22 protein-coding genes are annotated in these 24,100 nt (G+C 65.3%); 9 read left to right on the plus strand and 13 right to left on the minus strand.

The genetic code is table 11. The features are described from left to right. Positions 1-24: 24 nt before the first annotated feature. Together JYG34_RS13765 and JYG34_RS13770 are read right to left on the minus strand one after the other, a co-directional pair. Positions 25-1,131 (minus strand): P1 family peptidase, encoded by a 1,107-nt coding sequence (locus tag JYG34_RS13765; protein WP_213656961.1) that lies wholly within the window; start codon positions 1,129-1,131, stop codon positions 25-27. A 17-nt stretch (positions 1,132-1,148) separates the two neighbouring features. After that, positions 1,149-2,513 carry an APC family permease gene (locus JYG34_RS13770; RefSeq protein ID WP_213656962.1) on the minus strand — a complete coding sequence of 455 codons (1,365 nt, stop codon included), beginning with the start codon at positions 2,511-2,513 and terminating at the stop codon, positions 1,149-1,151. Positions 2,514-2,810: 297 nt separating this feature from the next. Between JYG34_RS13770 and JYG34_RS13775 the strand changes: the two genes are divergently transcribed. Beyond that, the gene (locus tag JYG34_RS13775; RefSeq protein ID WP_213661188.1) at positions 2,811-3,602 is read left to right on the plus strand and encodes a helix-turn-helix transcriptional regulator; all 792 of its coding nucleotides are present in this window, start codon (positions 2,811-2,813) and stop codon (positions 3,600-3,602) included. A 193-nt stretch (positions 3,603-3,795) separates the two neighbouring features. Here JYG34_RS13775 and JYG34_RS13780 read toward each other — a convergent pair whose 3' ends face one another. The 3 genes from JYG34_RS13780 to JYG34_RS13790 all read right to left on the minus strand — a co-directional run bounded on the left by JYG34_RS13780 (position 3,796) and on the right by JYG34_RS13790 (position 7,608). Then, entirely contained in the window at positions 3,796-5,178 is a 1,383-nt protein-coding gene (locus JYG34_RS13780; RefSeq protein WP_213656963.1) for an aspartate aminotransferase family protein, read from the minus strand. Positions 5,179-5,200: 22 nt separating this feature from the next. Then, positions 5,201-6,691, minus strand: a complete 1,491-nt coding sequence (locus JYG34_RS13785; protein ID WP_213656964.1) for an aldehyde dehydrogenase — start codon at positions 6,689-6,691, stop codon at positions 5,201-5,203. A 68-nt stretch (positions 6,692-6,759) separates the two neighbouring features. Continuing rightward, positions 6,760-7,608: a helix-turn-helix transcriptional regulator gene (locus tag JYG34_RS13790; RefSeq protein WP_213656965.1), complete on the minus strand. Its 849-nt coding sequence runs from the start codon at positions 7,606-7,608 to the stop codon at positions 6,760-6,762. 419 nt (positions 7,609-8,027) lie between these two features. On the opposite strand from JYG34_RS13790, the gene JYG34_RS13795 reads away from it, so the two are divergent. From JYG34_RS13795 to JYG34_RS13805, 3 genes are all read left to right on the plus strand, one after another. Beyond that, complete coding sequence (locus JYG34_RS13795) at positions 8,028-9,098, plus strand: enoyl-CoA hydratase/isomerase family protein (RefSeq protein ID WP_213656966.1); 1,071 nt, start codon at positions 8,028-8,030, stop codon at positions 9,096-9,098. 16 nt (positions 9,099-9,114) lie between these two features. Further along, positions 9,115-10,266 (plus strand): acyl-CoA dehydrogenase family protein, encoded by a 1,152-nt coding sequence (locus JYG34_RS13800; RefSeq protein WP_213656967.1) that lies wholly within the window; start codon positions 9,115-9,117, stop codon positions 10,264-10,266. Positions 10,267-10,425: 159 nt separating this feature from the next. Further along, a complete protein-coding gene (locus JYG34_RS13805; RefSeq protein ID WP_213656968.1) occupies positions 10,426-11,316 on the plus strand; it encodes a universal stress protein in 891 nt (296 codons plus the stop codon). A 59-nt stretch (positions 11,317-11,375) separates the two neighbouring features. Here JYG34_RS13805 and JYG34_RS13810 read toward each other — a convergent pair whose 3' ends face one another. The 4 genes from JYG34_RS13810 to ptrR all read right to left on the minus strand — a co-directional run bounded on the left by JYG34_RS13810 (position 11,376) and on the right by ptrR (position 14,373). Then, a complete protein-coding gene (locus JYG34_RS13810) occupies positions 11,376-11,897 on the minus strand; it encodes an acyloxyacyl hydrolase (RefSeq protein WP_213656969.1) in 522 nt (173 codons plus the stop codon). Positions 11,898-12,106: 209 nt separating this feature from the next. After that, on the minus strand, positions 12,107-12,853 hold the full coding sequence (locus tag JYG34_RS13815) for a phytanoyl-CoA dioxygenase family protein (protein WP_213656970.1): 747 nt from the start codon (positions 12,851-12,853) through the stop codon (positions 12,107-12,109). An 80-nt stretch (positions 12,854-12,933) separates the two neighbouring features. Beyond that, positions 12,934-13,377 carry a carboxypeptidase regulatory-like domain-containing protein gene (locus tag JYG34_RS13820; protein WP_213656971.1) on the minus strand — a complete coding sequence of 148 codons (444 nt, stop codon included), beginning with the start codon at positions 13,375-13,377 and terminating at the stop codon, positions 12,934-12,936. Between the two features lie 123 nt (positions 13,378-13,500). Next, on the minus strand, positions 13,501-14,373 hold the full coding sequence (ptrR, locus tag JYG34_RS13825) for a putrescine utilization regulator PtrR (RefSeq protein WP_213661189.1): 873 nt from the start codon (positions 14,371-14,373) through the stop codon (positions 13,501-13,503). Between the two features lie 105 nt (positions 14,374-14,478). Between ptrR and JYG34_RS13830 the strand changes: the two genes are divergently transcribed. Together JYG34_RS13830 and panB are read left to right on the plus strand one after the other, a co-directional pair. Next, positions 14,479-15,864 carry an aldehyde dehydrogenase family protein gene (locus JYG34_RS13830; RefSeq protein WP_213656972.1) on the plus strand — a complete coding sequence of 462 codons (1,386 nt, stop codon included), beginning with the start codon at positions 14,479-14,481 and terminating at the stop codon, positions 15,862-15,864. Between the two features lie 172 nt (positions 15,865-16,036). Continuing rightward, positions 16,037-16,846, plus strand: a complete 810-nt coding sequence (gene panB / locus JYG34_RS13835) for a 3-methyl-2-oxobutanoate hydroxymethyltransferase (protein WP_213656973.1) — start codon at positions 16,037-16,039, stop codon at positions 16,844-16,846. Here the strand turns inward: panB and JYG34_RS13840 are convergent. Next, on the minus strand, positions 16,834-18,228 hold the full coding sequence (locus JYG34_RS13840) for a PLP-dependent aminotransferase family protein (protein ID WP_213656974.1): 1,395 nt from the start codon (positions 18,226-18,228) through the stop codon (positions 16,834-16,836). The genes panB and JYG34_RS13840 overlap by 13 nt on opposite strands. 58 nt (positions 18,229-18,286) lie before the next feature. After that, positions 18,287-19,186: a helix-turn-helix domain-containing protein gene (locus JYG34_RS13845; RefSeq protein WP_213656975.1), complete on the minus strand. Its 900-nt coding sequence runs from the start codon at positions 19,184-19,186 to the stop codon at positions 18,287-18,289. A gap of 150 nt (positions 19,187-19,336) precedes the next feature. On the opposite strand from JYG34_RS13845, the gene JYG34_RS13850 reads away from it, so the two are divergent. The 3 genes from JYG34_RS13850 (at position 19,337) to JYG34_RS13860 (ending at position 23,258) form a co-directional block, all read left to right on the plus strand. Further along, on the plus strand, positions 19,337-20,695 hold the full coding sequence (locus JYG34_RS13850) for a glutamine synthetase family protein (protein WP_011534065.1): 1,359 nt from the start codon (positions 19,337-19,339) through the stop codon (positions 20,693-20,695). Positions 20,696-20,860: 165 nt separating this feature from the next. Next, complete coding sequence (locus JYG34_RS13855) at positions 20,861-21,949, plus strand: polyamine ABC transporter substrate-binding protein (RefSeq protein WP_213656976.1); 1,089 nt, start codon at positions 20,861-20,863, stop codon at positions 21,947-21,949. Positions 21,950-21,962: 13 nt separating this feature from the next. Continuing rightward, positions 21,963-23,258, plus strand: a complete 1,296-nt coding sequence (locus tag JYG34_RS13860; RefSeq protein WP_213656977.1) for an NAD(P)/FAD-dependent oxidoreductase — start codon at positions 21,963-21,965, stop codon at positions 23,256-23,258. 4 nt (positions 23,259-23,262) lie between these two features. On the opposite strand, the gene JYG34_RS13865 is transcribed toward JYG34_RS13860, so the two are convergent. Together JYG34_RS13865 and JYG34_RS13870 are read right to left on the minus strand one after the other, a co-directional pair. Then, the gene (locus JYG34_RS13865) at positions 23,263-23,568 is read right to left on the minus strand and encodes a helix-turn-helix domain-containing protein (protein WP_213656978.1); all 306 of its coding nucleotides are present in this window, start codon (positions 23,566-23,568) and stop codon (positions 23,263-23,265) included. Next, positions 23,549-23,932: a type II toxin-antitoxin system RelE/ParE family toxin gene (locus JYG34_RS13870; RefSeq protein WP_213656979.1), complete on the minus strand. Its 384-nt coding sequence runs from the start codon at positions 23,930-23,932 to the stop codon at positions 23,549-23,551. The genes JYG34_RS13865 and JYG34_RS13870 overlap by 20 nt, the downstream gene beginning before the upstream one ends. Positions 23,933-24,100 lie beyond the last annotated feature (168 nt).

Consider the following 24,100-nt stretch of genomic DNA (forward strand, 5'->3'; position numbering starts at 1 on the left):
CTGGCGACAAACCCGCTGCAGATCTCAGTCTTGCTCGTGAGGCTTCCACCCGGCTTCATGCAGCGCCGTCAGCAGGGTGTCGCCCTCCAGCGCCGGCACCACCACGCCCGCCTTGGCCAGCATCGTGCGCCCTGCCAGCAAGGCATTGACGATGGCCTCCTCCACCGCCTCCGCCGCCGCCAGGAACACCGCCGAAATGTGGTCGTTGTTGAGCATGCGCACCTGCGAGCACTGCGCCAGTTCCCGGCGTGCGTAATCGGCTGGCGGCAGTTCCTGGTTGCCGGTGGAGAACGCCAGGAAGATATCGCCACTGGAATCCTCGGTACCACCGCCGGTGCGGGCGATCCCGATCGACGCCCGCTGGGCCAGGCGCTGGCACTGGTGCGGCAGCAGCGGCGCGTCGGTGGCGATCACCACCACGATCGAGCCCATGCCCGGCGTGCCGGTGCGCTGCTCGGCAAACGGCGAGGGCAAATGCTCCAGCTGGCGCCCGACCGGATAGCCATCCACTCTCAATTCCCGGCGCTGGCCATGGTTGGCCTGAACCAGGGCGCCAACGGTCCAGCCGGCCTCCAGGCGCCTCGAGGCGGTACCGATGCCCCCCTTGAACTCATGGCAGATCATCCCCGTGCCACCGCCCACCGGCCCTTCCGCCACCGGCCCCGAGGTGGCGGCGTCCAGCGCCTGGCGCACCTGTGCCGGCGTCACGTGCTGGCCCCAGATGTCGTTGAGCACGCCATCGAAGGTCTCCATCACCACCGGCATGCACCAGTACACGGCATCATCCGGCAAACGTTCGCGCTCGGCGGCGATCAGCGCGTCGCGCACCACGCCGACGCTGTGGGTGTTGGTGATGGCGATCGGCGTGGTCAGCAGGCCGGCCTCGCGGATCCACTCCAGCCCCGTGGCGTCGCCATTGCCGTTGAGTACATGGCAGCCGGCGAAGCACGGCTGCAGGCGCGCCGCGCCGGCGCGGGGTTCGATGAGGGTCACCCCGGTGCGGATCGGCGCCGGGCGTTGTTCGTCGATCAGGGTGCTGTGGCCGACCCGTACCCCCGGTACATCGGTAATGGCATTGAACGGGCCCGGGGTGCCGTGGCCGAGGGTGATGCCCAGTTGACGCGCACGCATGTCTGCTCCTTGGATGTTCACAATTTCTGGAAGGTCGGGCTCAGCCGACCGTGGGTGCTGTAGAGGGTGACCGACACCGCCAGCAACCCGAGGATGATCAACAGGTCACGCCAGGACGCCTCGCCCAGCAGCGTTACCAGCAACCAGCCGGCGCCGCTGACCGCCAGCAACGCCGGCAGTGGCCACAGTGGCATGCGGTACGGGTGTTCGCGGTCGCGGCGCAGCACCCGGCTGCACAGGGCGCAGGCGGCGACCACCAGGTAGATCAGCAACAGCAGCAGCACGGTGAACGTGGTCAGTTCCTCGAGGCTGCCAGACAGGCTCAGCAACGCCGAGGGGACCGCCAGGAACAGCGTAGCCAGCCAGGGCGACTCCCAGCGAGGGTGGATCACGGTGAAGGCGCGGTTCAGGCCCGGTGTCCAGATCGCGTCGCGGCCGCTGCTGTACACCACCCGCCCGACCTGGATGACGATGGCAACGATGGCGTTGAACACCGAGAGGAAGATCCCGGCGCTCACCAGGCGCGCCAGGGTGGCGTTGCCGTGGGCGGTGAGCAGGTAGCCGATCGGGTCGCCACTGGCCAGCATCGCTTGCAGCGACGGTGCGCCGATCAGCAAGGCCGCCAGCGGGATCACTTCGATCGCCACCACCACGACAAGCGACCACAGCACCGCGCGGTGCACGGTTCGCCCTCGATCCTTCATGTCCTCGGCCAACAGCACCGCGCCGCCATAGCCGTTGAAGGCGAACAAGGCCATGCCCACCGCGCCGAGCACCAGCGCCCAGGGGGCAGCCACCAGTGCGCCCTGCTCCAGCACCTGCGGCTGCAGCAGGCTGGCGGCGGGCTGGCTGGCGTTGCCGAAGCCCAGCACCACGATCACCAGCAGCGCGGCGACCTCGCAGACCAGGAACAATCCGGTGATCCAGGCATTGAGGCGAATGTTGAGGATCCCCAGCGCGTAGCTGCCCACCACGATCACCAGCGCCACGGTCTGGGTGTCGAAACGGGTGCCCAGGGCGTTGTTCAGGTAGGTTGCAGCGCCTGCGGCCAGCACGGGTGGAATGAACAGCAACGAGGCCAGCACGGTAAGGAACGTGGCGTAGCCGGCCAAGCCGCCGAACACGCGCTTGGCATAGACGTACTCGCCGCCCGCGGTGCTGTGGGCACGCCCCAGCTCGGCGTAGCACCAGGCGAACATCAACGCCAGGGCCGCGGCCATGATGAAGGACAGGAAAGCACCGCTGCCGGCCTGCTGGATGGCGAACGGGGCGATGACGAACACGGAGCTGGCCGGGGTCACCCCCGATACGGTGATGGCGACCACGTCGAACACGCCCAGGCGCGGCTTGAGCGCGCTGGCGGGAGCTTCGCTGGAGCTCATGGCGTTTTTCCTCTGAATTGTTATTGGTGGTGAGGGGAAAACCCGGTCGCGCGGCCGCTGGACCTGGGCTGGACTGTAGGCCGAGGTGGCACTGGGGCCAATTACCCAAAGGGGGTACGCCCCTTGACGGAAGACCAGAAACATCCCAAGACTGGGCATGGCCACTGTAGGAGCGGCTTCAGCCGCGAAGCGGGCAGTACGGTGATGGCTCCGGCTTCGCCGGTGTTCGCGGCTGAAGCCGCTCCCACAGGCGTGTGCCATGTCGACATAGACCGCGAATATCAGCAACGGGGCCGCATGCACAACCTGTTCACCGAAACCAGCGCCCACGCGGGCTTGGCCCGCACCATCGAGCAGATCGGCCAGCCACGCTTCTGGCGCCAGCTGATCCTGCTGGTGCAGCAGTGGCTGCCGTTCGACAACGCCCTGGCGATGCTCTACCCCCGCGAAGGGCTCCCCAGGGCGTTGGAAATCCACGATGCCCGGGGCGAAGGCAACCCCGAGGCCATGGCCCTGTACCTGAGCGGGCTTTACCAGCTCGACCCGTTCTACCAGGCGTGCCAGGAGCGCATCGGCGATGGCCTGCACCGCCTTGAAGAGGTGGCGCCCGACCAGTTCCGCCAGAGCGAGTACTACCTCAAGTATTTCCACGACCATGTGCTGGAGGATGAGGTGCAGTTCATCCTGCAACTGGGCGACGCCGGCGCGCTGTCACTGTCGCTGGGAGCCCGCGAACGGTTCGACACGGCGCGCCAGGGGCTGTTGGCGATGATCTGCCCCTGGGTGCTGGCATTGATGGGACAGCACTGGCAGGTTCAGGGCCAACGCCCTGCCCCGGCCATGGCCAGCCAGGTGCGCGATGCCATGAGCCTGTTCGGGGCGAAGGTGTTGTCGGAGCGCGAGCTGGAGATTGCCCGGCTGGTCCTGCGGGGGTATTCGTCGAAGGCCATGGCCGAGCGGCTGGCGATTTCGCCGGAGACGGTCAAGGTTCACAGGCGGCACTTGTATGCCAAGCTGGATATCTCATCGCAGCCGGAGCTGTTTTCGCTGTTCCTGCAATCGTTGGGGCACGACCCGGGAGATCCTTGAGCGCCCTTCGCGGGTAAACCCGCTCCCACAGGTACACCGCCGAGCTCATGAACGGCGGTGTGCCCACGCGGTGTTGTGTCGGCTGCGCTGGCCCATTCGCCGGCAAGGCCGGCGCCTACAGGTGCGGCGCTGATCTTGAGGTTGGCGCGGCCACTGTGGGAGCAGGTTTACCCGTGAAGGGCGCAACCTGTTTTCAATCTCGGCCCACCAACCGTGCCGTCCGGTCCACGGCAATCCGGGTCTTCTCCACCAGTTCGTCCAGCTCCGCACGGCTGGCCACCAGTGCCGGCGCCATGATCATCCGCCCCAGGGTCGAGCGAATGATCACCCCTTCCTCGAAGCCAAACGTGCGGCACTGCCAGGCCAGGTCGTTCTCATTGGCGAAGCGCTTGCGCGTGGCCTTGTCCTCGGCGAACTGCAAGGCCGCCACCAGCCCGGTCCCCTGCACCTCGCCGATCAGCGGGTGATCACTGAACACCTCACGCAGGATGCGCTGCAGGTACGGCCCGGTATCGTCCTTGACCTGGCGCACGATCCCCTCGTCTCGCAACGCCTTGAGGTTGGCGATGGCCACCGCCGCCGCCACCGGGTGGCCGGAATAGGTCAGGCCATGGGCGAACACCCCGCCACGCTCCACCAGCGCCTCGGCGATGCGCTTGCTCAGCACCAGGCCGCCCATGGGCACGTAGCCGCTGGTCAGGCCCTTGGCGATGGACAGGGTGTCCGGCTCGAAGCCGAAATGCTGGTGGGCGAACCACTCGCCGGTGCGCCCGAAGCCGCCGATCACCTCGTCGGCGCACAGCAGCACATCGTACTGGCGGCAGATGCGCTGGATCTCGGGCCAGTAGCTTTGCGGCGGGAAGATCATGCCACCGGCGCCCTGGAACGGCTCGGCGATGAAACCGGCAACGTTCTCGGCGCCCAGCTCGAGGATCTTCTCTTCCAGTTGCAAGGCGCAACGACGGCCGAATTCAGCAGGCGTCAGCTCACCACCCTCGGCGAACCAGTACGGCTCATCGATATGCGCGACATCCGGAATCAGCCCGCCCATCTCGTGCATGAACTTCATGCCGCCCAGCGCCGTGGCCGCCAGGGTCGAGCCGTGGTAACCGTTCCAACGGCCGATCATGACTTTCTTGCGCGGCTGCCCGACCACCTGCCAGTAGCGGCGCACGGTGCGTATCAGCACTTCGTTGGCCTCGGAACCGGAGTTGGTGTAGATCGCATGGCTGTAGTGCCCCGGCAGCAGGCTGAACAGCAGCTCGGACAATTCGATCACCGCCGGGTGGGTGGTGTGGAAGAACATGTTGTAGTAGGCGAGCTGGTCCATCTGCGCGGCGGCGGCAGCGGTCAGGTCCTTGCGACCGTAGCCGAGCTGGGTGCACCACAGGCCGGACATGCCGTCCAGGTAGCGGCGGCCATCGTTATCCCACAGATAAAGGCCTTCACCACGGGTGATGACCCTTGGTCCCTCGGCATTGAGTGCCTTCTGGTCGAGGAAAGCATGGATGTGGTGGGCCGCATCGCTGGCCTGGTAGTCGCGGGTGTCGCGCTTGGGCGAGAAAGGTGCGTTCATTGTTGTTCTCCTCAGGTGAATGTCAGCGCAGCTGGATCCAGGTGGTCTTGAGCTGGGTGTACTTGTCGAACGAATGCAGCGAGAGATCGCGGCCGAAACCGGATTGGCGGCCGCCACCGAAGGGCACGGTGACGTCCAGGGCGTCGACGGTATTGACCGACACGGTGCCGGCCTTCAGGCGCCGGGCCACACGGTGGGCGCGGTTGAGGTCGTCGCTCCACACCGACGCGGCCAGGCCATAGAGGCTGTCGTTGGCCAGGGCGATGGCCTGTTCCTCGTCATCGAAGGTGCTGACCGCCAGTACCGGACCGAACACTTCTTCGCGGGCCAGGACCATGTCCTGGCGCACGTCGGTGAAGATCGTCGGCATGATGAAGTTCTGCGAGCCGTTCACGCTCAGGCGCTCACCGCCGTACCGCAGGCGTGCGCCCTGCTCCCGGGCCTGACCGATGGCTGCCTCGATACGTGCGGCCTGCGCGGCATCGACGATGGCGCCTGCGCGGCTGGCCGGGTCGAGCGGGTCGCCCGGCAGCCACTCGCGAGCTTTGAGCACAAGGCGCTCGACGAACTCGTCATGGATCGAACGGTGCACATACAGCCGCGAGTTGGCCGAGCACACCTCACCCTGGTTGAAGAAGATGCCGAACGCGGCCTTCTGCGCCGCCAGGTCGAGGTCCCGGCAGTCGTCGAACACCAGGTTCGGGCTCTTGCCGCCGCACTCCAGCCACACCTGCTTGAGGTTCGACTGCGCCGCGTACTGCATGAAGTACTTGCCCACCTGGGTGGAACCGGTGAACACCAGGCAATCCACGTCCGGGTGCAGGCCCAGGGCACGTCCAGCCGTTTCCCCTAGGCCAGGCACCACGTTGAACACGCCTTCCGGCAGCCCGGCCTGCAGCGCCAGCTCGGCCAGGCGCAAGGCCGAAAACGGCGACTGTTCGGCCGGCTTGAGCACCACGCTGTTACCGGCAGCCAGCGCCGGGGCAACCTTCCAGGCGGCCATGTCCAGCGGGAAATTCCACGGTACCACCGCGCCGATCACCCCCAGCGGTTCGCGAGTGATCATCGCCACGGCGCTGCTGGCGGTCGGCGCGACCTGGTCGTAGAGCTTGTCCAGCGCCTCGCCGTACCAGGCGAACACCTGGGCCGCGCCGGGCACATCGATGCTGTAGGCATCCATCACCGGCTTGCCCATGTTCAGCGAGTCGAGCAGCGCCAATTCCTCGCGGTGGGCCAGCATCAGTTCGGCCAGGCGCACCAGCACGCGCTTGCGCTCACCCGGCGCCATCCGGGCCCAGGGCCCTTGCTCGAACGCACGCCGGGCTGAGCGCACTGCCAGGTCGACTTCGTGGTCGGCGCAGGCGGCAACGTCGGCCAGGCACTGGTTGGTCGCCGGGTTGATGGCCGCGAAGGTGGCGCCGTCGCGGGCCGCGACCGGGCGCCCGTCGATCAACGCGGTGGTGATGAAGCGTTGCCGTGCAGCGCGCTGCTGCCAATCGCTTTTCGTATGCACGCAGGTCTCCCCTCCGGCCACACGCGGGGCCGGTGATTGTCGTTGTCTGGATGAGGTGAAGCGGTGGTTCAGCGCCGTCGCAGGTAGCTTTCCAGTGGGTCCTTGCTCAGGCCTTCCTGGGCCTGTGCGAGCGAGGCGATGAACAGTGAGAACAGCTCGGCCTGGGTGGCGATGTCGAGCTTGGCGTAGAGGTTCTTGCGGTGGGTCTTGACGGTGTCTTCGCTGATGCCCAGGCGCTCGGCCAGCGAGCGCGTGGAATGGCCGCGCAGCAGGTACTGGGCGATATGGCATTCGCGCTCGGTGAGCAGTGAAGAACCGAAATTGTTCAGCGCCGCGCTGATCTGCCGCCCCAGCGCACTCTCGAAACGCCCGCCCTGAGTCTCGGCGTCCAGGTGCCCCCAGTGCCGGCGCACCACCGCCACCACCCAGGCGGCGATGCACTTGAGCTCGGCCACCTGGCGGCTGCCCAGGCGCCGGGTGCTGCCCAGGGCCACGGCGATGGACAACTGCTCATCCAGCGGCACCAGGTAGTTGAGTTCGTCTTCCAGATGAGCGTGGCGATAGAACGCGGTGTAGTACTCGCTGCGTGTGAAGTGGTCGGGGGCGACATCGCTCAGGCGATAGCAGCCGGCGGCCACGCCGTCCATGCAGGCGCGGTAGAACGGGCACAGCAGGTAATAGCCCTCCAGGTACTTCTGCACATTGCCCTCGGGCAGCCAAGGGCCGTCTTCGTCCTTGGCGAACAGTGCCGAGGGCAGGCCCTTGCGCGGGTAGAGGAACACCGTGATGGCCTGGCACGGTGCCAATTGGTTGAGCGCGGCGAACAGCGCCTCGACGAAACCGGGCGTGCCGATGGCATCGACCACGCGGGCCATCCGGGCGTACCAGTCGGGTGAGTTCAGCTGGGCGTTGCTCATTATTGTCGTCCCCGCCAGGGTGAGTGCTGGGCAGGATTGTTTCATGGGGACGATGGAGCGGCTATCACCCTTCGGGGTGAGCGTTAAGTACGGGTGTCGACATTGCAGCGTCTGCACCATCCCGGTGGGAGCGGCCTTGTGTCGCGAAAGGGCTGCGTAGCAGCCCCAGGATCTCAATGCCGAGCGAAGATCCCCGGGGCCGCTTTGCGGCCCTTTCGCGACACAAGGCCGCTCCCACAGGCAACGCGCTGTTGCTACAGTGCGGCATCGGGCCAGGAACGCGCGAAGCGATAAAAATGCAGGGTGACCCTGCAGATTTGCCAATTGTGCAGGGCAAATTTGCATGACAGGATCCAGCGACCCGCCCGCGCATTCCAGGACTTCACTTGGAAAATCAATAACAAAGCAGGGAGACCGCGATGACCGCGCACGCTCAACCCTCGGCAACGGATCATGTACTGGCCGAGGTCCGCAATCACATCGGCCACCTCACCCTAAACCGCCCCGCCGGCCTCAACGCCCTCACCTTGGAGATGGTACGCAGCCTGCAGCGCCACCTTGACCAGTGGGCCCAGGACCCGCAGGTACATGCCGTGATGCTTCGTGGCGAAGGCCCCAAAGGCTTTTGTGCCGGGGGCGATATCCGCTCGCTGCACGACAGTTTCAAGGCCGGCGATACGCTTCACGAAGACTTCTTTGTCGAAGAATATGCCCTCGACCTGTGCATCCATCGTTACCGCAAGCCGGTGCTGGTACTGATGGACGGTTTCACCCTCGGTGGCGGCATGGGCCTGGCCCAGGGTTGCGATCTGCGCATCGTCACCGAGCGTAGCCGTTTGGGCATGCCCGAAGTGGGCATCGGCTACTTCCCGGACGTCGGCGGCAGCTACTTCCTTTCCCGCGTGCCGGGCGAGCTGGGTATCTACCTCGGTGTCAGCGGCAGCCAGGTCAAGGCCGCCGATGCCCTCTACTGCGGCCTGGCCGACTGGTACCTGGACAGTGAAAAGCTCACTGCCCTGGATGACGGGCTCGATCACCTGACCTTCGGCGCCAACCCGCGCAAGGATCTGCAAGGCCTGCTGGCCAGCCTGGGTACCCAGTCGCTGGAAGAAGCGCCGCTGGCGAAACTGCGCCCGGTGATCGACCACTTCTTCGCCCTGCCCGACCTGAACAGCATCCTCGAGCAACTGCGGACCGTGGCCATCGGCGACAGCCGCCAATGGGCGCTGGATACCGCCGACCTGCTGGCAACCCGCTCGCCGTTGGCCATGGCCGTGACCTTGGAACTGCTGCGCCGCGGCCGCCACCTGGCGCTGGAAGACTGCTTCGCCATGGAACTGCACATCGATCGCCAGTGGTTCGAATACGGCGATATCATCGAAGGCGTACGCGCCCTGATCATCGACAAGGACAAGCAGCCGCGCTGGAACCCGCCCACCCTGGCAGGCCTGACGGCACAGCGGGTCGACCAATTCTTCGAAGGCCTGTGAGCCCGGGAGTACACAGATGCAAGACCTTGAACTGAGCGAAGAGCAGATCATGATCCGCGACATGGCCCGGGACTTCGCCCGCGGCGAGATCGCGCCCCATGCCCAGGCCTGGGAGAAGGCCGGCTGGATCGACGACGAGGTGGTGCGCAAGATGGGCGAGCTGGGCCTGCTCGGCATGGTCGCCCCGGAGCAGTTCGGCGGCAGCTACACCGACTACGTGGCCTATGCCCTGGCGGTCGAGGAGATCTCCGCCGGCGACGGCGCCATCGGCGCGCTGATGAGCATCCACAACTCGGTGGGCTGCGGGCCGCTGCTGGCCTATGGCACGCCGGAACAGCAGCAGGCCTGGCTACCCAGGCTGGCCACTGGCGAGGTGATCGGTTGCTTCTGCCTGACCGAGCCCCAGGCCGGCTCCGAAGCACACAACCTGCGCACCCGCGCCGAACTGGTCGATGGCCAGTGGGTGATCAATGGCGCCAAGCAGTTCGTCAGCAATGCGCGCCGGGCCAAGCTTGCCATCGTCTTCGCCGTGACCGACCCGGAGCTGGGCAAGAAAGGCCTGTCGGCGTTCCTCGTACCCACTGACAACCCGGGGTTCAAGGTAGACCGCAGCGAGCACAAGATGGGGATCCGCGCCTCCGACACCTGCGCCGTGACCCTGGACAACTGCCGCATCCCGGCCGCCAACCTGCTCGGTGAGCGTGGCAGGGGCCTGGCCATCGCCCTGTCCAACCTCGAGGGCGGGCGCATCGGTATCGCTGCCCAGGCCCTGGGCATCGCCCGTGCGGCGTTCGAGGCGGCACTGGTCTATTCCCGTGACCGCATCCAGTTCGGCAAGCCGATCAACGAACACCAGAGCATCGCCAACCTGCTGGCCGACATGCAGGTGCAGGTCAATGCCGCGCGGTTGCTGATCCTGCATGCCGCCCGCCTGCGCACGGCGGGCAAGCCATGCCTGTCGGAGGCTTCGCAGGCCAAGCTGTTCGCCTCGGAGATGGCCGAGCGGGTGTGCTCCATGGCCATCCAGGTGCATGGGGGATATGGGTATCTTGAAGACTACCCGGTGGAGAAATACTACCGGGATGCGCGGATCACCCAGATCTACGAAGGGTCCAGCGAGATCCAGCGCATGCTGATCGCGCGGGAGTTGAAGCACTATCCGTTGTGACCCCATTCACCAGCAAGGCGGGTTCCTACCCGGACCGTAGAAGCCTGCCTTGCCCGCTGCACCCGACTAGACTCAATGGACGATACCCCGACCGCAACGCACGGCCAGGGCCAGACAGACCAGGCAAGAACGGGGGGCTGCCACACGTGGAGGTGTGCGATGAGCCAGTTCAAGCGGTTGTTCGTCATGCTCGGCCCGCAGATGCGCTACAGCCCTGCCCTGCAACGGGCCGCGGCGCTGGCCGAATCCAGCGGTGCGCTGCTGGATATCAATATCTTCGTCGACGATGTCGATACCTTCGGCCTGATGGGCGACAGCCGCGAGCGTGAACGCCTGCTCGACGACAACCGTCGGTGGCTTGCGGACGCGGCGGAGCAACTGCGCGACAGCGGGCTGGATGTCTCGACCGAACTGCTGCTGACCCGCGACCCACTGGGCAGTGTCATCGAGCAGATCGAGCGCCTGGGCTGCGACCTGTTGGTCAAGGACGTGCAGCACGAACCCGTGCTCAAGCGCCTGCTGGTCACGCCCCTGGACTGGCAACTGCTCAAGGACAGCCCGGTCGCCGTGCACCTGGTCAGCGATATCCGCCTGCCCCTGCCGCGCCAGGTCGCCGCCGCGGTCGACCTCAACAGCCATGGCGCCGGCGAACACCTGGACGAGCAAGTGATCCACAGCGCCCATGCCCTGGCCCTGCAATGCAATGCCGAGTTGCACTTGCTGCACGTCTGCGACGCCACCAAGACCCATATCGCCGACTTCGGTGCCGGCACCGTGACCATGCCGGGGTTCGACGGCAGCGTGCGCGCGGCCCAACGGGCAGCGTTCAACCGCCTGGGTGATCATCATGAAATTGCATTGGAGCGCCGACATTTTCTCGAAGGGCCTGCGATCAAGGCGATCGCCCACTACATTGCCCAGAGCCGGGTGGATGTGATCGTCATGGGCAACCACCGGCACGATGCGATGCAGACGTTCCTGGGGGGGACCACAGCGCACGTGCTGGAGCACCCGCTGTGCAACGTGCTGGCGATCAAGGCTGTGCGCTGAATCGAAACATGCCCCTGTAGGCGCCAGCAAGGCTGGCGCCTACAGGGGCATGTGCGGGTTCAGAAGCCCTTGCTGTAGAACAGCGAGTACGACTCGATGCCGTCGTTCGGCTGCTTGAGGCCGGCGTTGGAGTAATGCATGGCGCGCAGTCCGATCTTCTGGTCGGCCGGCAGTTTCAGGCCAAAGCCGATACGGTCTTCGAAGTTGACCGACGAACCCAGGCGCTGATCACCCACGTCGGTCTTGGAGAATGCCGCCAGGCCGATACCGGCCTCGATGAACGGGGTGTAGGTGAAGCCACTGAACTCGTAGACGAACACCGGGCTGAGCGACAGCGAATGGGCACCGCTGGCATCGCCCCCTTCCCAGTAGGTGTACGCCGCGTCCCAGTATCCGGTCAGGTGGCCGGTGCTGCTTTCCAACCATTTGGTGTCCCAGTCGAACGACAGGCCGATGCGGTAGGTCATGTCGCCCTGACCAGTGGCCCCCACGGCACCAGACACCTGCGCGGCCTGGGCCAGATTGGCCCCGGCGATGGCCAGCACGGCGGCTGCCAACGAAGCGGCGAGACGGGTTTTCATCAATGACTTCTCCTGATGGTATTCACGAACAGGCCATTGCCTTCCTGGCCTGCGGCAAGCGGGGGCTCGAGCCCCTCGTTGTGCACGTGCGACCCGACGCACCCCACCGGGTCACAAGTGGTAATAATTTTTTGATTATTGTCTGAATAATCTCAAAGTTGAAGTGTTTTGCCACTATCGATGGAGGACAGTCCGTTCCATCTGTGCATTCAGTCGTATTCCGACTCCGCATGTTCGCCCAGCAACCTGCGCTGGCGGGGCGTGGCCGCCGCCAGCACTTCGGGATTGAACTGCCAGTCGAGATAGGGGGAGAACTTCTGCGCCACCATCCGCCGCCCATAGTGCACCTGGAGCATGTCGCGGACTTGCCCGTTGCTGCGGTTGGCGCCACCGGCATGCCAGCAATCGCTGCGAAAGACCAGCGCATCACCGGCCGTGCACAGGATGGGCACGGCGCCCTGCCCTAGCCAGTTGTCCTCGCCCGGCCTGGGCGCACGGCCCGCATGATGACTGCCGGGCACGACCCAAGTCGGCCCCAGTGCCAGGTCGACATCACAGAGATAGAGTTGCGCGGTGAGTATCTGCATGGGCTGGGTGAAGCGTTGCAGGCTGCTCAGCCACTCGGGCAGTTCCATGGGCAGATGGTCCAGGTGCAACCCCGTGCCAGGGTAGCCTGGGTGGCTGCGCCATGCGGTCTGGCCAATCACGTGACAGTCGCTCCCCAGCGCGGCTTCGGCAAGCTCGATCAACGGCGGCAGGTCGAGAAACGGCAACCACAACGGATCGCGGTTGAAGACGCACTTGTAGTGCTCCAACAGCCCCTGGTAGTCCCAGTGCAGCGGTTGCAGATCGTCGATTGCACAGCGAAGCAAGGCAATACGCAAGGGGTCCAGCACAGCGGGAATCATGACGTATCCCTCGTCGCACAGCCCCTGCAAACGCAATTCAGCCTCCATATTGCCCCCCGTAGGAGCCGGCTTGCCGGTGAACCAATCCCCAAGCCGACTCCAAAGAGAACATTTGTACGCCTACCGATTCAATGCCAGTTCAGGTCCACCCTGGCAGGCGTCTTGCCATCCACCGCCACCAGCTGCTGCAAGGTCTGCCCACCCGCCGTGCCCGTCACCCGGTAGTGCCCCGGTGGCAGTTGCACGAAGATCAACGGGCCAACATCCTGCAACGCCAGCACCGATTGCCCCTGTGCCGACTGGATATCCACCGCCGCCCCGCTCTGGAACTGGCCATCGCGGCCAACGGAAAGGGTGATGTGCAAATCGTAGCCTGGAGTACGACGCAGGGCGTTGGCTTCATCCTGGCCGATGCCGCCCTGCAGGTAACGGATGCCGTTCTGTTGCTGGGGTTGCAATTGCACGCCCTGTGGGTCGATCGGGGCATTCAGGTCGGCGGCCGCCGCCAGGGTCCAGGGCATGGCCAGGGCGAGCATCAGTGCCGCGCACAGACCGTAATGATGGGTACGCATGGTGCATTCCTCCCTCTGGGGGATGGTCTACACACATTGGATGATTTCCAGGTGCCGTCGTTCGCAAACCAGCGCGCCGTTAGTCTGTGTACTGTGGTGTCCGCATCGCGGCTGAAGCCGCGCCTACAGGGGCGCGTCGCGACGCTCCTCGAGCAGCTTGATGAACATGCTCAAGCTGCGCGATACCGTTCCACGCCGCCACACCAGCCAAGTCTTGAGATAGCGGAAATCCTCCGCCATCGGCCAAGCGCTCACCGTGCTGCACCCAGGCATGTTGTCGAGCATGCTGCGCGGCATCATGGCCAGCCCCGCGCCGGCACTGACACAGGCGAGCATACCGTGGTAGGACTCCATCTCGTGGATCTTGCCCGGCACGGCCTGGTCATGGACGAACCAGCTTTCGAAATGGTGGCGGTACGAGCAGTTGGCGCGGAAGGCATAGATGCTCGCGCCGTTGACGTCGCGGGCACGGGTCACCGGTGCGTGGTTGAGCGGCGCGATGACCATCATTTCCTCCTCGAACACCGGCATGCCCTCGAGGGTCGGGTGCAGCACCGGGCCATCGACGAAAGCCGCCACCAGGCGCCCGGACAACACCCCTTCGAGCATGGTCCCCGAGGGCCCGGTGGACAGGTCCAGGTCGACCTTGGGGTAGCGCTGGTTATAGGCCGCCAGCAGCGCTGGAATGCGCACCGCCGCCGTGCTTTCCAGCGAACCCAGGGCGAAGGTGCCCTGCGGATCCTCGCCGGCCACCGTCAGGCGCGCCTCGTGCACCAGGTCGAGGATGCGCCGGGTGTATTCCAGGAAATTCCACCCGGCAGGCGACAGCCGCAACCGGCTCTTCTCGCGGATGAACAGCTCGACGCCCAGGTCCTCTTCCAGCTGCTTGATGCGGGTGGTCAGGTTCGACGGCACCCGGTGGATATGCTGGGCGGCAGCGCTGATGCTGCCGTGCTCGGCCACGGCCTTGAACATCTCGAGTTGCACCAGGTCCACAGTCATTCTCCAAACGTGAATGTTTCGCTCAGTATTATTCAGTTTTCAATAAAGCGCGCCACCCCTAGTCTGGGCTCACCCCATCAAAACAATGAGCGTCCAGCCATGAGCCAGATCAGCAGCCTGACCCACGCCATCTCCGTCGACCCCTTCAGCGGCGAACAGATCGGCCACTACGCCTTCGACACCGACGCCGCACTGGAAGCGGCGCTGCAACGCGCCAAGGTCGGCTACGGCCAGTGGCGCAAGGTGTCGCTGGGTCAGCGCAGCGAATACCTGCTCGCCCTGGCGCAGGCCCTGCAAGCCAACGCCGAAGCCTTCGCCCAGATGATCGCCCGCGAGATCGGCAAGCCGATCACCCAGGCCCGTGGTGAAGTGAGCAAGTGCGTCGGCCTGTGCCAGTGGTACGCCGAACATGGCCCGGCGATGCTCGCCCCCGAACCGACCCAGATCGACAAAGCCCGCATCGAGTACCGTCCGCTCGGCCCGATCCTCGCCGTGATGCCGTGGAACTTCCCGATCTGGCAGGTGCTGCGCGGCGCCGTCCCGGCCCTGCTGGCCGGCAACACCTATGTGCTCAAGCATGCCCCCAACGTGATGGGCAGCGCCTACCTGCTGGCCGACCTGTTCAAGCGTGCCGGCCTGCCTGAGGGCGTGTTCGAGGTGCTCAACGTCTCCCCGGAGGGTGTTACCCGCGCCATCAACGACCCGCGCATCGCCGCCATCACCCTGACCGGCAGCGTGCGCGCCGGCATGGCCATCGGCGCCCAGGCGGGTGCCGCGTTGAAGAAATGCGTGCTGGAACTGGGCGGCTCCGACCCGTTCATCGTGCTGGCTGACGCCGACCTCGATGCCGCCGTGAAAGCGGCGGTGATTGGCCGCTTTCAAAACACGGGGCAAGTCTGCGCCGCCGCCAAGCGCCTGATCGTCGAAGAGAGCATCGTCGAGGCGTTCACCGAGAAGTTCGTCGAGGCCACCCGTGCGCTGACCGTCGGCAACCCGCTGGAAGAGGCCACCTACATCGGCCCGATGGCCCGCTACGACCTGCGCGACGAGCTCGACGGCCAGGTCCAGGCTACCCTGGCCGAAGGCGCCACCCTGCTGTTGGGCGGGCACAAGCTTGAAGGCGTGGGCAACTTCTACGCACCGACCGTGTTCGCCAACGTCACCCCTGAGATGACGGCGTTCAAACAGGAGCTGTTCGGCCCGGTGGCGGCGATCATCAGCGCCCGTGACGCCGATCATGCGGTGGAGTTGGCCAACGACAGCGAATTTGGCCTGGCTTCGACGATCTACACCGCCGACTACGCCCTGGCCGAGCGCATGACCGAGGCGCTGGACACCGGTGGCGTGTTCATCAACGGCTACTGCGCCTCGGACCCCCGCGTGGCGTTCGGCGGCGTGAAGAAGAGCGGGTTCGGGCGTGAGCTGTCGCACTTTGGCGTGCGTGAGTTCACCAATGCCCAGACGGTGTGGCTGGATCGTAACTGATCCCTCTACCGCGATGACGGGCACCGGCCTTGCCGGTGTTCGCCAGTAACGCTGGCGCCTCAAGGTGTGCGGTGCGCCCGCTATCTGGGCTGCAATTGCGCCGTGATCTGTGCCTTGAATCCCCTGCCCACACGCTAATAATCGGACACCTCCAAACACGCCGGAGGTACCGATGAGCCCCCTTCACCACCGCCTGACCATCACCGACCTGGCCGCCCTGAAAGGCCGGCAGAAGATCGTCGCCCTGACCGCCTACAGCACCCCCATCGCCCGCCTGATCGACCCGTTGGTGGACTTCATCCTGGTCGGCGACTCGACCGCCATGGTCGCCTATGGCCGCCCTTCCACCCTGGCCATGCGCCTGGACGAAACCATCAGCCATACCCGTGCCGTGGTCGACTGCACCGAACACGCCTGCGTGATCGCCGACATGCCGTTCGGCAGCTACCAGGCGTCCCCCGAGCAAGCGTTTCGCAATTGCGCCCAGGTACTGTCAGAAACCAGCTGCGACGCAGTCAAGCTCGAGAGCAATCGCGCCCTGGCCCCTACGGTCGCGTTCCTGGTCGAACGGGGCATTCCGGTGATGGCCCATGTCGGCCTGATGCCGCAGTTCGTCCATGTCATGGGGGGCTACAAAGCGCAGGGGCTGACCGAAGCCAGTGCCGAAACGATCTTGGAGGATGCCCGCGCCAACCTGGCGGCCGGTGCCTTCAGCTTGTTGCTCGAAGGCGTTGCCGAGCCCTTGGCGCGGCGGATCAGCCAACAGAACCAGCAGCCGTGCATCGGTATCGGCGCCTCGCCGGCCTGCGATGGGCAGATCCTCGTCACCGAGGACCTGCTCGGCCTCGGCGGGCCGCATCAGCCGCGCTTCGTCAAACAGTACGCCGACCTCACAGCGGTGATTGGCGAGGCCTGCGCACGCTATGCCAGCGAAGTGCGCCAGGGTGAGTTCCCGGAGCTTGCGCACTGCTACGGCAGTTGAGGCGCCTGGCGTATCGCTTGGGCCAGTTTGATCAGTGCCCCTTCGATGTCCTGGCGCCAGTCGACGGTGAAGCTCAGACGCAGGCAATCACGCCAATGGCCGGCCTGGCTGAACAACGAGCCCGGGGCAATGACGATCCCAGCCCCCAGCAAATGCTCGCAGACGGTGTCCATGTCCACCGGCCGCGCGGCCTGCAGCCAGAATGCGGGGCCAGCCACCGGCAAGACCAGCCGCAGGCAATCCGCCGCATGGCGTTGCAGCAGGTGCGCCATGCGCGCCTGGCTGGCGGCGAGCTGCCCGGTCAGCAATTGCAGGTGGTGATCCAGACGCCCACTGGACAGCAGTTGTGCAATGGCCCGCTGGCGGTAGGCCGGCAGGCGGAAACCTCGGCCGACCAATGCCTGGGCCAGAATTGTCGTTTGCCGGCACAGCAGGTAGCCAAAGGGCGCCTCGGCGCCGATGCATTTGTCGAAACTGGCAAAGATCAGCAGCCGTTGCGGATCGGCATGGTCCCTGTAGCGAGGCTGCGTGGTACACAGCGCGCCGTAGCTGTCGTTCTCGAACAGCCACACCTGGTGCCTGGCCAGCAGCGCGCACAGGCGCTGTTTGTCCTCTATTGGCATCGCGCCCCCCTGCGGCATGTTGACCGCCGAGGACAACACCGCCACGCGTACCTGCATGTCAGCCAGCACATGCGCCATTGCCTCAAAGTCGAAGCGCCCCTGCCCGTCCAGCGGCGCTTCCACCACATGCAACCCCGCCAGCCGCAGTTGCCGCAGCACCAACCAGGAGCACGGTGATTCGACCAGCGCCACCGACCCGGCCGGTACCAGCGCGCGCAGGGCCAGTTCGAGCATGCTGCGCAGGTCTGCGCCGATGAACACCTGGTCGGCCTGCCAGTGATCCTCCAGGCCGCAGCTGTAGCGGCGTGCCAATGCCTCACGCAGTGCTGGCTCGCCGAAGGGCTGATACGGGGGCGATTCGCTGCGCAGCGTCTGGCGCAGCAATTCGCGCTCGATCATCGCCAGGGGGTGTTCGAGGGCCGCAAGCACGCTCGGCGCATCGCTGCTCAACGCCAGCATCCCCGGTTGCCGGGCGCTGGCGAACACCCGGTCGATCAGGCTGGCCGAAGGCGCCAGCAGCATTGTCGGAGCACGCGGTACGCTGAAGTAGCCGACCTTGGGCCTGGAGAGGATCCGCCCTTGCGCCTCCAGCAAGGCAAATGCCTGCTTGCTGCTCGACAACGAGACCTGCAACCGTCGGCTCACTTCCCGCAAGGACGGCAAACGGTGCACTTGCCCGTGTGGCTGCGCGTCGAGCCAGTCACACAGGTAGCGGTGGACTTTCTGGTAGGTAAAACGCGGTGCCTGTGCGGTATCCATACCCGCCCCTCTGCATGACAGCGGCAGGCACCCTAGCAAGTTTTCGCCGTCAGCGCCGCTACTGCCCGCGTCCGCGCCTGAGGGTTTCGCTCGGCAACTCCCTGAACAGCTGCCGGTAACTGTCGGAAAACCGCCCCAGGTGCCAGAACGACCAGCGCATGGCCACCTCGGCCACGGTCGCGTCACCGGCCCGCAGGTCACGCCGCGCGCCATTGAGCCGGCGCAGCCGCAACCAATGCGCAGGCGGCATGTCGGTAAAGCCTTTGAAGGCCTGCTGCAACTGGCGAACCGATACACCGGCGACCTTGGCCAGTTCCACCAGGTTGAGGGTTTCGTCAGGGCAGTCGGCGGCCCATTCACTGACCCGGCGCATGATCGCCCGCGCTTCGTCGCGCTTGCCCAACGCATCGCCCTGCAGATGCTGGCCAGCATTGTCGAGGATGAACAGGCAGTCCTCCAGCAACTGCTCGGCCAGCGCCCTGCCCTCCAGCGGGCAATCGGCCTGGCCGAGGCGAGTGAGCGTGGTGCTCAGCCAATTGCCGAACAGGGCGTTCTGCTGGCAGGTCAGCGGCACCATGAACAAGCCGCGCAGGCGCTCCACATCCAGGCCATGGCTGGCCAGGAACGGCTGCTCGAACACCACCGCCACCTCCTGGTAGTTCTCGGGCGTGATCCAGATATTGCGGCTGTCTTCGTTGAGCAGGTAGAGGCTGTTCTCGCTGCGGTCGAAACAGAACGCCAGCGCGCCGCTGGGGGCGCGGAAGAACTGTTCGACCCGGGTATTGAGGCGCTCCTCGTAAACCTCCACGCCCTCGAGCCCCAGCCAGCGCAACTGGCCATTGAAATGCCCCGGGGACATCTGCCGGTACTGCTGCTGCCAGCCGGGGGTGGCGCGGGTCTGTTCGGTCACATCGGTGGTACGGAAATCCTGGACCTGCAAGGCGGTTGGCGCTGTCACGCACTGTCCTATTGCACTCTTTTGGTGCATTCAACGGCGAAGAAAGTGGATAGATCGCCCTCGCGGGCAGCGCCCAAGATAGCCCTCAGCGTCACCCGTGGGAAGTGCCCACTGGCGAGCGACGCACAACAACCCAACCAAGAGGTCTGTATGAACGCCCCCTTCGATCAGCTGTCCACCTGGCTGAAAGAACACCGGATCACCGAAGTCGAATGCGTGATCAGCGACCTGACCGGCATCGCCCGCGGCAAGATCGCCCCGACCGCCAAGTTCCTCCACGAACGCGGCATGCGCCTGCCCGAAAGCGTGCTGCTGCAGACCGTCACCGGCGACTACGTCGATGACGACATCTACTACAGCCTGCTCGACGCCGCCGACATCGACATGGTCTGCCGCCCCGACCCCACGGCGGTGTACCAGATCCCCTGGGCCATCGAACCGACCGCGATCGTCATCCACGACACTTTCGACAAACAGGGCAACCCCATCGAGCTGTCGCCGCGCAACGTGTTGAAGAAGGTGCTCAAGCTGTATGCCGACAAGGGCTGGCAGCCGATCGTCGCGCCGGAGATGGAGTTCTACCTCACCCAGCGCTGCGAAGACCCGGACCTGCCACTGCAGGTACCGCTGGGCCGTTCCGGCCGCGCGGAGAGTGGCCGCCAGTCGTTCTCCATCGACGCCGCCAACGAATTCGACCCGCTGTTCGAGGACGTCTACGACTGGTGCGAGATCCAGGGCCTGGACCTGGACACGCTGATCCACGAGGACGGCCCGGCGCAGATGGAGATCAACTTCCGCCACGGCGACGCCCTCGACCTGGCCGACCAGATCACCGTGTTCAAGCGCACCCTGCGCGAGGCGGCGCTCAAGCACAACGTCACCGCCACCTTCATGGCCAAGCCGATCACCGACGAGCCCGGCAGCGCCATGCACCTGCACCAGAGCGTGGTCGACATCGCCACCGGCAAGCCGATCTTCGCCAACGACGACGGCAGCATGAGCGAGCTGTTCCTGCACCACATCGGTGGCCTGCAGAAGTACATCCCCAAGCTGCTGCCGATGTTCGCGCCCAACGTCAACTCGTTCCGCCGCTTCCTGCCCGACACCTCGGCGCCGGTGAATGTCGAGTGGGGCGAGGAGAACCGCACCGCCGGCCTGCGCGTGCCGACCTCCAGCCCTGAAGCGATGCGCGTGGAAAACCGCCTGCCGGGTGCCGACGCCAACCCGTACCTGGCGATCGCCGCAAGCCTGCTGTGCGGCTACATCGGCATGGTCGAGAAGATCGAGCCGAGCGCGCCGGTGCAAGGGCGTGCCTATGAGCGGCGTAACCTGCGCCTGCCGATCACCATCGAGGACGCGCTGCAGCACATGGAGGATTGCGAGGTGGTGCGCGAGTACCTGGGGCAGCAGTTCGTCCAGGGTTATGTCGCGGTCAAGCGCGCCGAGCACGAGAACTTCAAGCGGGTGATCAGCTCGTGGGAGCGGGAGTTCCTGTTGCTGAGCGTGTGATTTGCAACGCCCCCTGTAGGGGCGGCTTCAGCCGCGATCACCCGCGAAGCGGGTGCCTGGCACCGCGGTGCCGGCATCGCGGCTGACGCCGCTCCTACAACGAACGCCGCACCACCGATCCATCGTTAATACCACGACCAAGAAAAAGACCAACGAGGTGTCGACATGCGTCAACTGCAAGCCCTGATCCCCGCAACCTTCGCCCTGCTGTTCGGCGCCGCCGCGCACGCCCAGCCGACGGTGAGCGTGTACAACTGGACCGACTACATCGGTGACACCACCCTGGCCGACTTCCAGGCCAGCAGCGGGATCAAGGTGGTCTATGACGTGTTCGACTCCAACGAAACCCTCGAGGGCAAGCTGCTGGCCGGGCGCACCGGCTACGACGTGGTAGTGCCTTCGAACCATTTCCTCGCCCGCCAGGCCCAGGCCGGCGCGTTCCTGCCGCTGGACCGCAGCAAGCTGCCGAACTGGCAGCACCTGGACGCGAAACTGCTCAAACAGCTCGAGCAGAACGACCCGGGCAACCAGTACGCCGTGCCCTACCTGTGGGGCACCAACGGCATCGGTTACAACGTCGACAAGGTCAAGGCGGTGCTGGGCATCGACAAGATCGACTCCTGGGCCGTGCTGTTCGAGCCCGAGAACCTGAAGAAGCTCAAGCAGTGCGGCGTGGCGTTCATGGACTCGCCCGACGAACTGTACCCGGCCATGCTCAACTACCTGGGCATGAACCCGCGCAGCGAAAAGGCCGATGACTACAGGAAAGCCGAAGCCCGCTTCCTCGAACTGCGCCCGTACATCACCTACTTCCACTCCTCCAAGTACGTCTCCGACCTGGCCAACGGCGACGTCTGCATTGCCTTCGGCTACTCCGGCGACGTGCTGCAGGCCGCGCACCGCGCCGAAGAGGCCGGCAACGGCGTCAAGGTCGCCTACAGCATCCCCAAGGAGGGCAGCAACCTGTGGTTCGACCTGCTGGCCATCCCCAAGGACGCCAAGAACCCCGACGAGGCCCTGGCGTTCATCAACTACCTGCTCGACCCCAAGGTGATCGCCAAGGTCAGCAAGGCCGTCGGTTATGCCAACGCCAACCCCGATGCCCAGGCCGACATGGACCCGGCGCTGGTGAACAACCCCGAGATCTACCCGCCCCAGGAGGTACTGGACAAGCTGTATGTCTCGACCATGCAAAGCCCCGGGATCCTGCGGCAGATGACCCGCTCCTGGAGCAAGATCAAGTCCAACCGCTGAGCCGAGCACACCCATGCCACACATGACTGAACACACCGCTTCCTACTACGCCGCCAGCGCACGCCAGGGTACGCCCTACCCGGTGCTCGACCTGGAGCTGCAAGCTGATGTCTGCGTGGTCGGCGGCGGCCTGACCGGCGTCAACGCCGCCCTGGAGCTGGCCGAGCGCGGCCTGTCGGTGATACTGCTGGAAGCCCGGCGCATCGGCTGGGGCGCCAGCGGCCGGAACGGCGGCCAGCTGATTCGCGGGATCGGCCACGACGTGTCGGGTTTTGCCCGGCATGTCGGCCAGGATGGCGTGCGCTACCTGAAGCAGGCGGGTATCGACTCGGTGGCGCTGGTGGCCCGGCGCATCGAGCAGTACGGCATCGAGTGCGACCTGCGCTGGGGCTTCTGCGAACTGGCCAATACCCCGGCGCAGTTCGCCGCCTTCGAAGAAGAACAGCGCGACCTGTCGGAACTAGGCTACCGCCATCAGACACGCCTGGTCGAACCTGGGCGCATGCGCGAGATCGTCGCCAGTGACCTGTACGCCGGCGGCTTGGTGGACATGGGTTCCGGGCACCTGCACCCACTCGACCTGGTTCAGGGCGAGGCCCGCGCAGCCCATGGCCTGGGCGTGCGGATCTTCGAGCAAAGCCCGGTGCTGCGCATCGAGCACGGCAGCACCGTGACCCTGCACACCGCGCGGGGCAAGGTCCGCGCCCAGAGCCTGGTACTGGGCTGCAACGCCCACCTGGACGAACTGGAGCCGCGCCTGACCGGCAAGGTGCTGCCTGCGGGTAGCTATGTGGTGGCCAGCGAACGGCTGCCCGAATCGCTCGCCCGCACGCTGATTCCCCAAAACATGGCGCTGTGCGACCAGAAAGTCGGCCTGGACTACTACCGCCTGACCGTCGACAACCGCCTGCTGTTCGGCGGTGCCTGCCACTATTCCGGGCGCGACCCGAAAGACATCGGCGCCTATATGCGGCCCAAGGTGCTCAAGGTGTTCCCGCAACTGGCCGACGTGCGCCTGGACTACCAGTGGGGCGGCATGATCGGCATCACCGCCAATCGCTTCCCCCAGGTAGGCCGCCTGGGCCAATACCCCAACGTCTACTATGCCCAGGGCTATTCCGGACATGGCCTGAACGTCACCCACTGGACCGCGAAGCTACTCGCCGAGGCCATCGCCACCGAGCACAGCCATGGCTTCGATGTGTTCAGCGCCGTGCCGCACCTGACCTTCCCCGGCGGCAAGGCCTTGCGCTCGCCGCTGCTGGCATTGGGGATGTTGTGGTATCGGGTGCGCGAGGCGCTGGGCTGAACGCCTAGAGAATCACCTGCAACCCTTTGTCGGCGATAAGGTTGAGTAGTTTAAGGGCAGGACCAGCAGGCCGCGTTTCGCCCTGCTCCCACTTGCGTACCGTGGATGCACTGGTGTGCAGGTGCAGGGCGAACACGGGCTGGCTGAAATTCAGGGCCTCGCGCAAGCGCTTGATGTCCTCGGCACTGAACGCCCTGACCGGCGCCGGGCAGATCGCCTCGAAGTCGCGCAGGGTGATCTTGCCGACCGCGCCTGCCTGTTCCAATGCGCTCAGCTCATCACGCAACGATTCAATAAGTTTGCTGGCCACAGTGGACCTCCATCAACACACCGCAATCCAGCGCCTTGGCCAACGCCTGCGCTGACAGCTCCAGAAAAACCCGGCCAGTGAACTGCAGTGCCTTCTGCTCGCTCGACGTGACATTCGCCACATCGTTCTTGGCAAAACCATGCAAAAACACATATCGACTGGCTACACGTGCAGACAGCAGAGTTCGGTATCCTCCACGCTTCCCGATGCCCCAGCCGGCGACGCGCTTCTTGTACAGAAGCCCACCAAGGCTGGCGTCCACAAGACCGCTTTGCATTTCCGCCACCGCCTTGCACAAGACGTTGTCAGGTACGCACTCCCGTACTTGCCAGCGGGCAAACTCCCTTCGCTTGTAGACATCCATGTGTCAGCACCTCAAACATACCCGTAAAGGGCATATTTTCCAGTGCTGTACGCCAATGGAAAGTCGGCGCATTCAGGTAGTCATGTAGGAATCGGCAATGGCAGCGGGCGAGGTGCTGGCCATCCGCCAAGCACCTGCTAGCGTTGTTCTGGCCACTTCCCTCATGGA

Source organism: Pseudomonas entomophila, from assembly GCF_018417595.1.
Taxonomy (GTDB): domain Bacteria; phylum Pseudomonadota; class Gammaproteobacteria; order Pseudomonadales; family Pseudomonadaceae; genus Aquipseudomonas; species Aquipseudomonas entomophila_C.

What these genes read in the sequence shown, in the direction of transcription:
- JYG34_RS13840 (WP_213656974.1), bottom strand. Translation starts at nt 18,228, where the DNA reads ATGGATACCGCACAGGCACCGCGTTTTACCTACCAGAAAGTCCACCGC.
- JYG34_RS13795 (WP_213656966.1), top strand. Translation starts at nt 8,028, where the DNA reads ATGACCGCGCACGCTCAACCCTCGGCAACGGATCATGTACTGGCCGAG.
- JYG34_RS13850 (WP_011534065.1), top strand. Translation starts at nt 19,337, where the DNA reads ATGAACGCCCCCTTCGATCAGCTGTCCACCTGGCTGAAAGAACACCGG.
- JYG34_RS13790 (WP_213656965.1), bottom strand. Translation starts at nt 7,608, where the DNA reads ATGAGCAACGCCCAGCTGAACTCACCCGACTGGTACGCCCGGATGGCC.
- JYG34_RS13805 (WP_213656968.1), top strand. Translation starts at nt 10,426, where the DNA reads ATGAGCCAGTTCAAGCGGTTGTTCGTCATGCTCGGCCCGCAGATGCGC.
- JYG34_RS13830 (WP_213656972.1), top strand. Translation starts at nt 14,479, where the DNA reads ATGAGCCAGATCAGCAGCCTGACCCACGCCATCTCCGTCGACCCCTTC.
- JYG34_RS13800 (WP_213656967.1), top strand. Translation starts at nt 9,115, where the DNA reads ATGCAAGACCTTGAACTGAGCGAAGAGCAGATCATGATCCGCGACATG.
- panB (WP_213656973.1), top strand. Translation starts at nt 16,037, where the DNA reads ATGAGCCCCCTTCACCACCGCCTGACCATCACCGACCTGGCCGCCCTG.
- JYG34_RS13870 (WP_213656979.1), bottom strand. Translation starts at nt 23,932, where the DNA reads ATGGATGTCTACAAGCGAAGGGAGTTTGCCCGCTGGCAAGTACGGGAG.
- JYG34_RS13810 (WP_213656969.1), bottom strand. Translation starts at nt 11,897, where the DNA reads ATGAAAACCCGTCTCGCCGCTTCGTTGGCAGCCGCCGTGCTGGCCATC.
- JYG34_RS13815 (WP_213656970.1), bottom strand. Translation starts at nt 12,853, where the DNA reads ATGGAGGCTGAATTGCGTTTGCAGGGGCTGTGCGACGAGGGATACGTC.
- JYG34_RS13775 (WP_213661188.1), top strand. Translation starts at nt 2,811, where the DNA reads ATGCACAACCTGTTCACCGAAACCAGCGCCCACGCGGGCTTGGCCCGC.
- JYG34_RS13820 (WP_213656971.1), bottom strand. Translation starts at nt 13,377, where the DNA reads ATGCGTACCCATCATTACGGTCTGTGCGCGGCACTGATGCTCGCCCTG.
- JYG34_RS13770 (WP_213656962.1), bottom strand. Translation starts at nt 2,513, where the DNA reads ATGAGCTCCAGCGAAGCTCCCGCCAGCGCGCTCAAGCCGCGCCTGGGC.
- JYG34_RS13780 (WP_213656963.1), bottom strand. Translation starts at nt 5,178, where the DNA reads ATGAACGCACCTTTCTCGCCCAAGCGCGACACCCGCGACTACCAGGCC.
- JYG34_RS13855 (WP_213656976.1), top strand. Translation starts at nt 20,861, where the DNA reads ATGCGTCAACTGCAAGCCCTGATCCCCGCAACCTTCGCCCTGCTGTTC.
- JYG34_RS13860 (WP_213656977.1), top strand. Translation starts at nt 21,963, where the DNA reads ATGCCACACATGACTGAACACACCGCTTCCTACTACGCCGCCAGCGCA.
- JYG34_RS13765 (WP_213656961.1), bottom strand. Translation starts at nt 1,131, where the DNA reads ATGCGTGCGCGTCAACTGGGCATCACCCTCGGCCACGGCACCCCGGGC.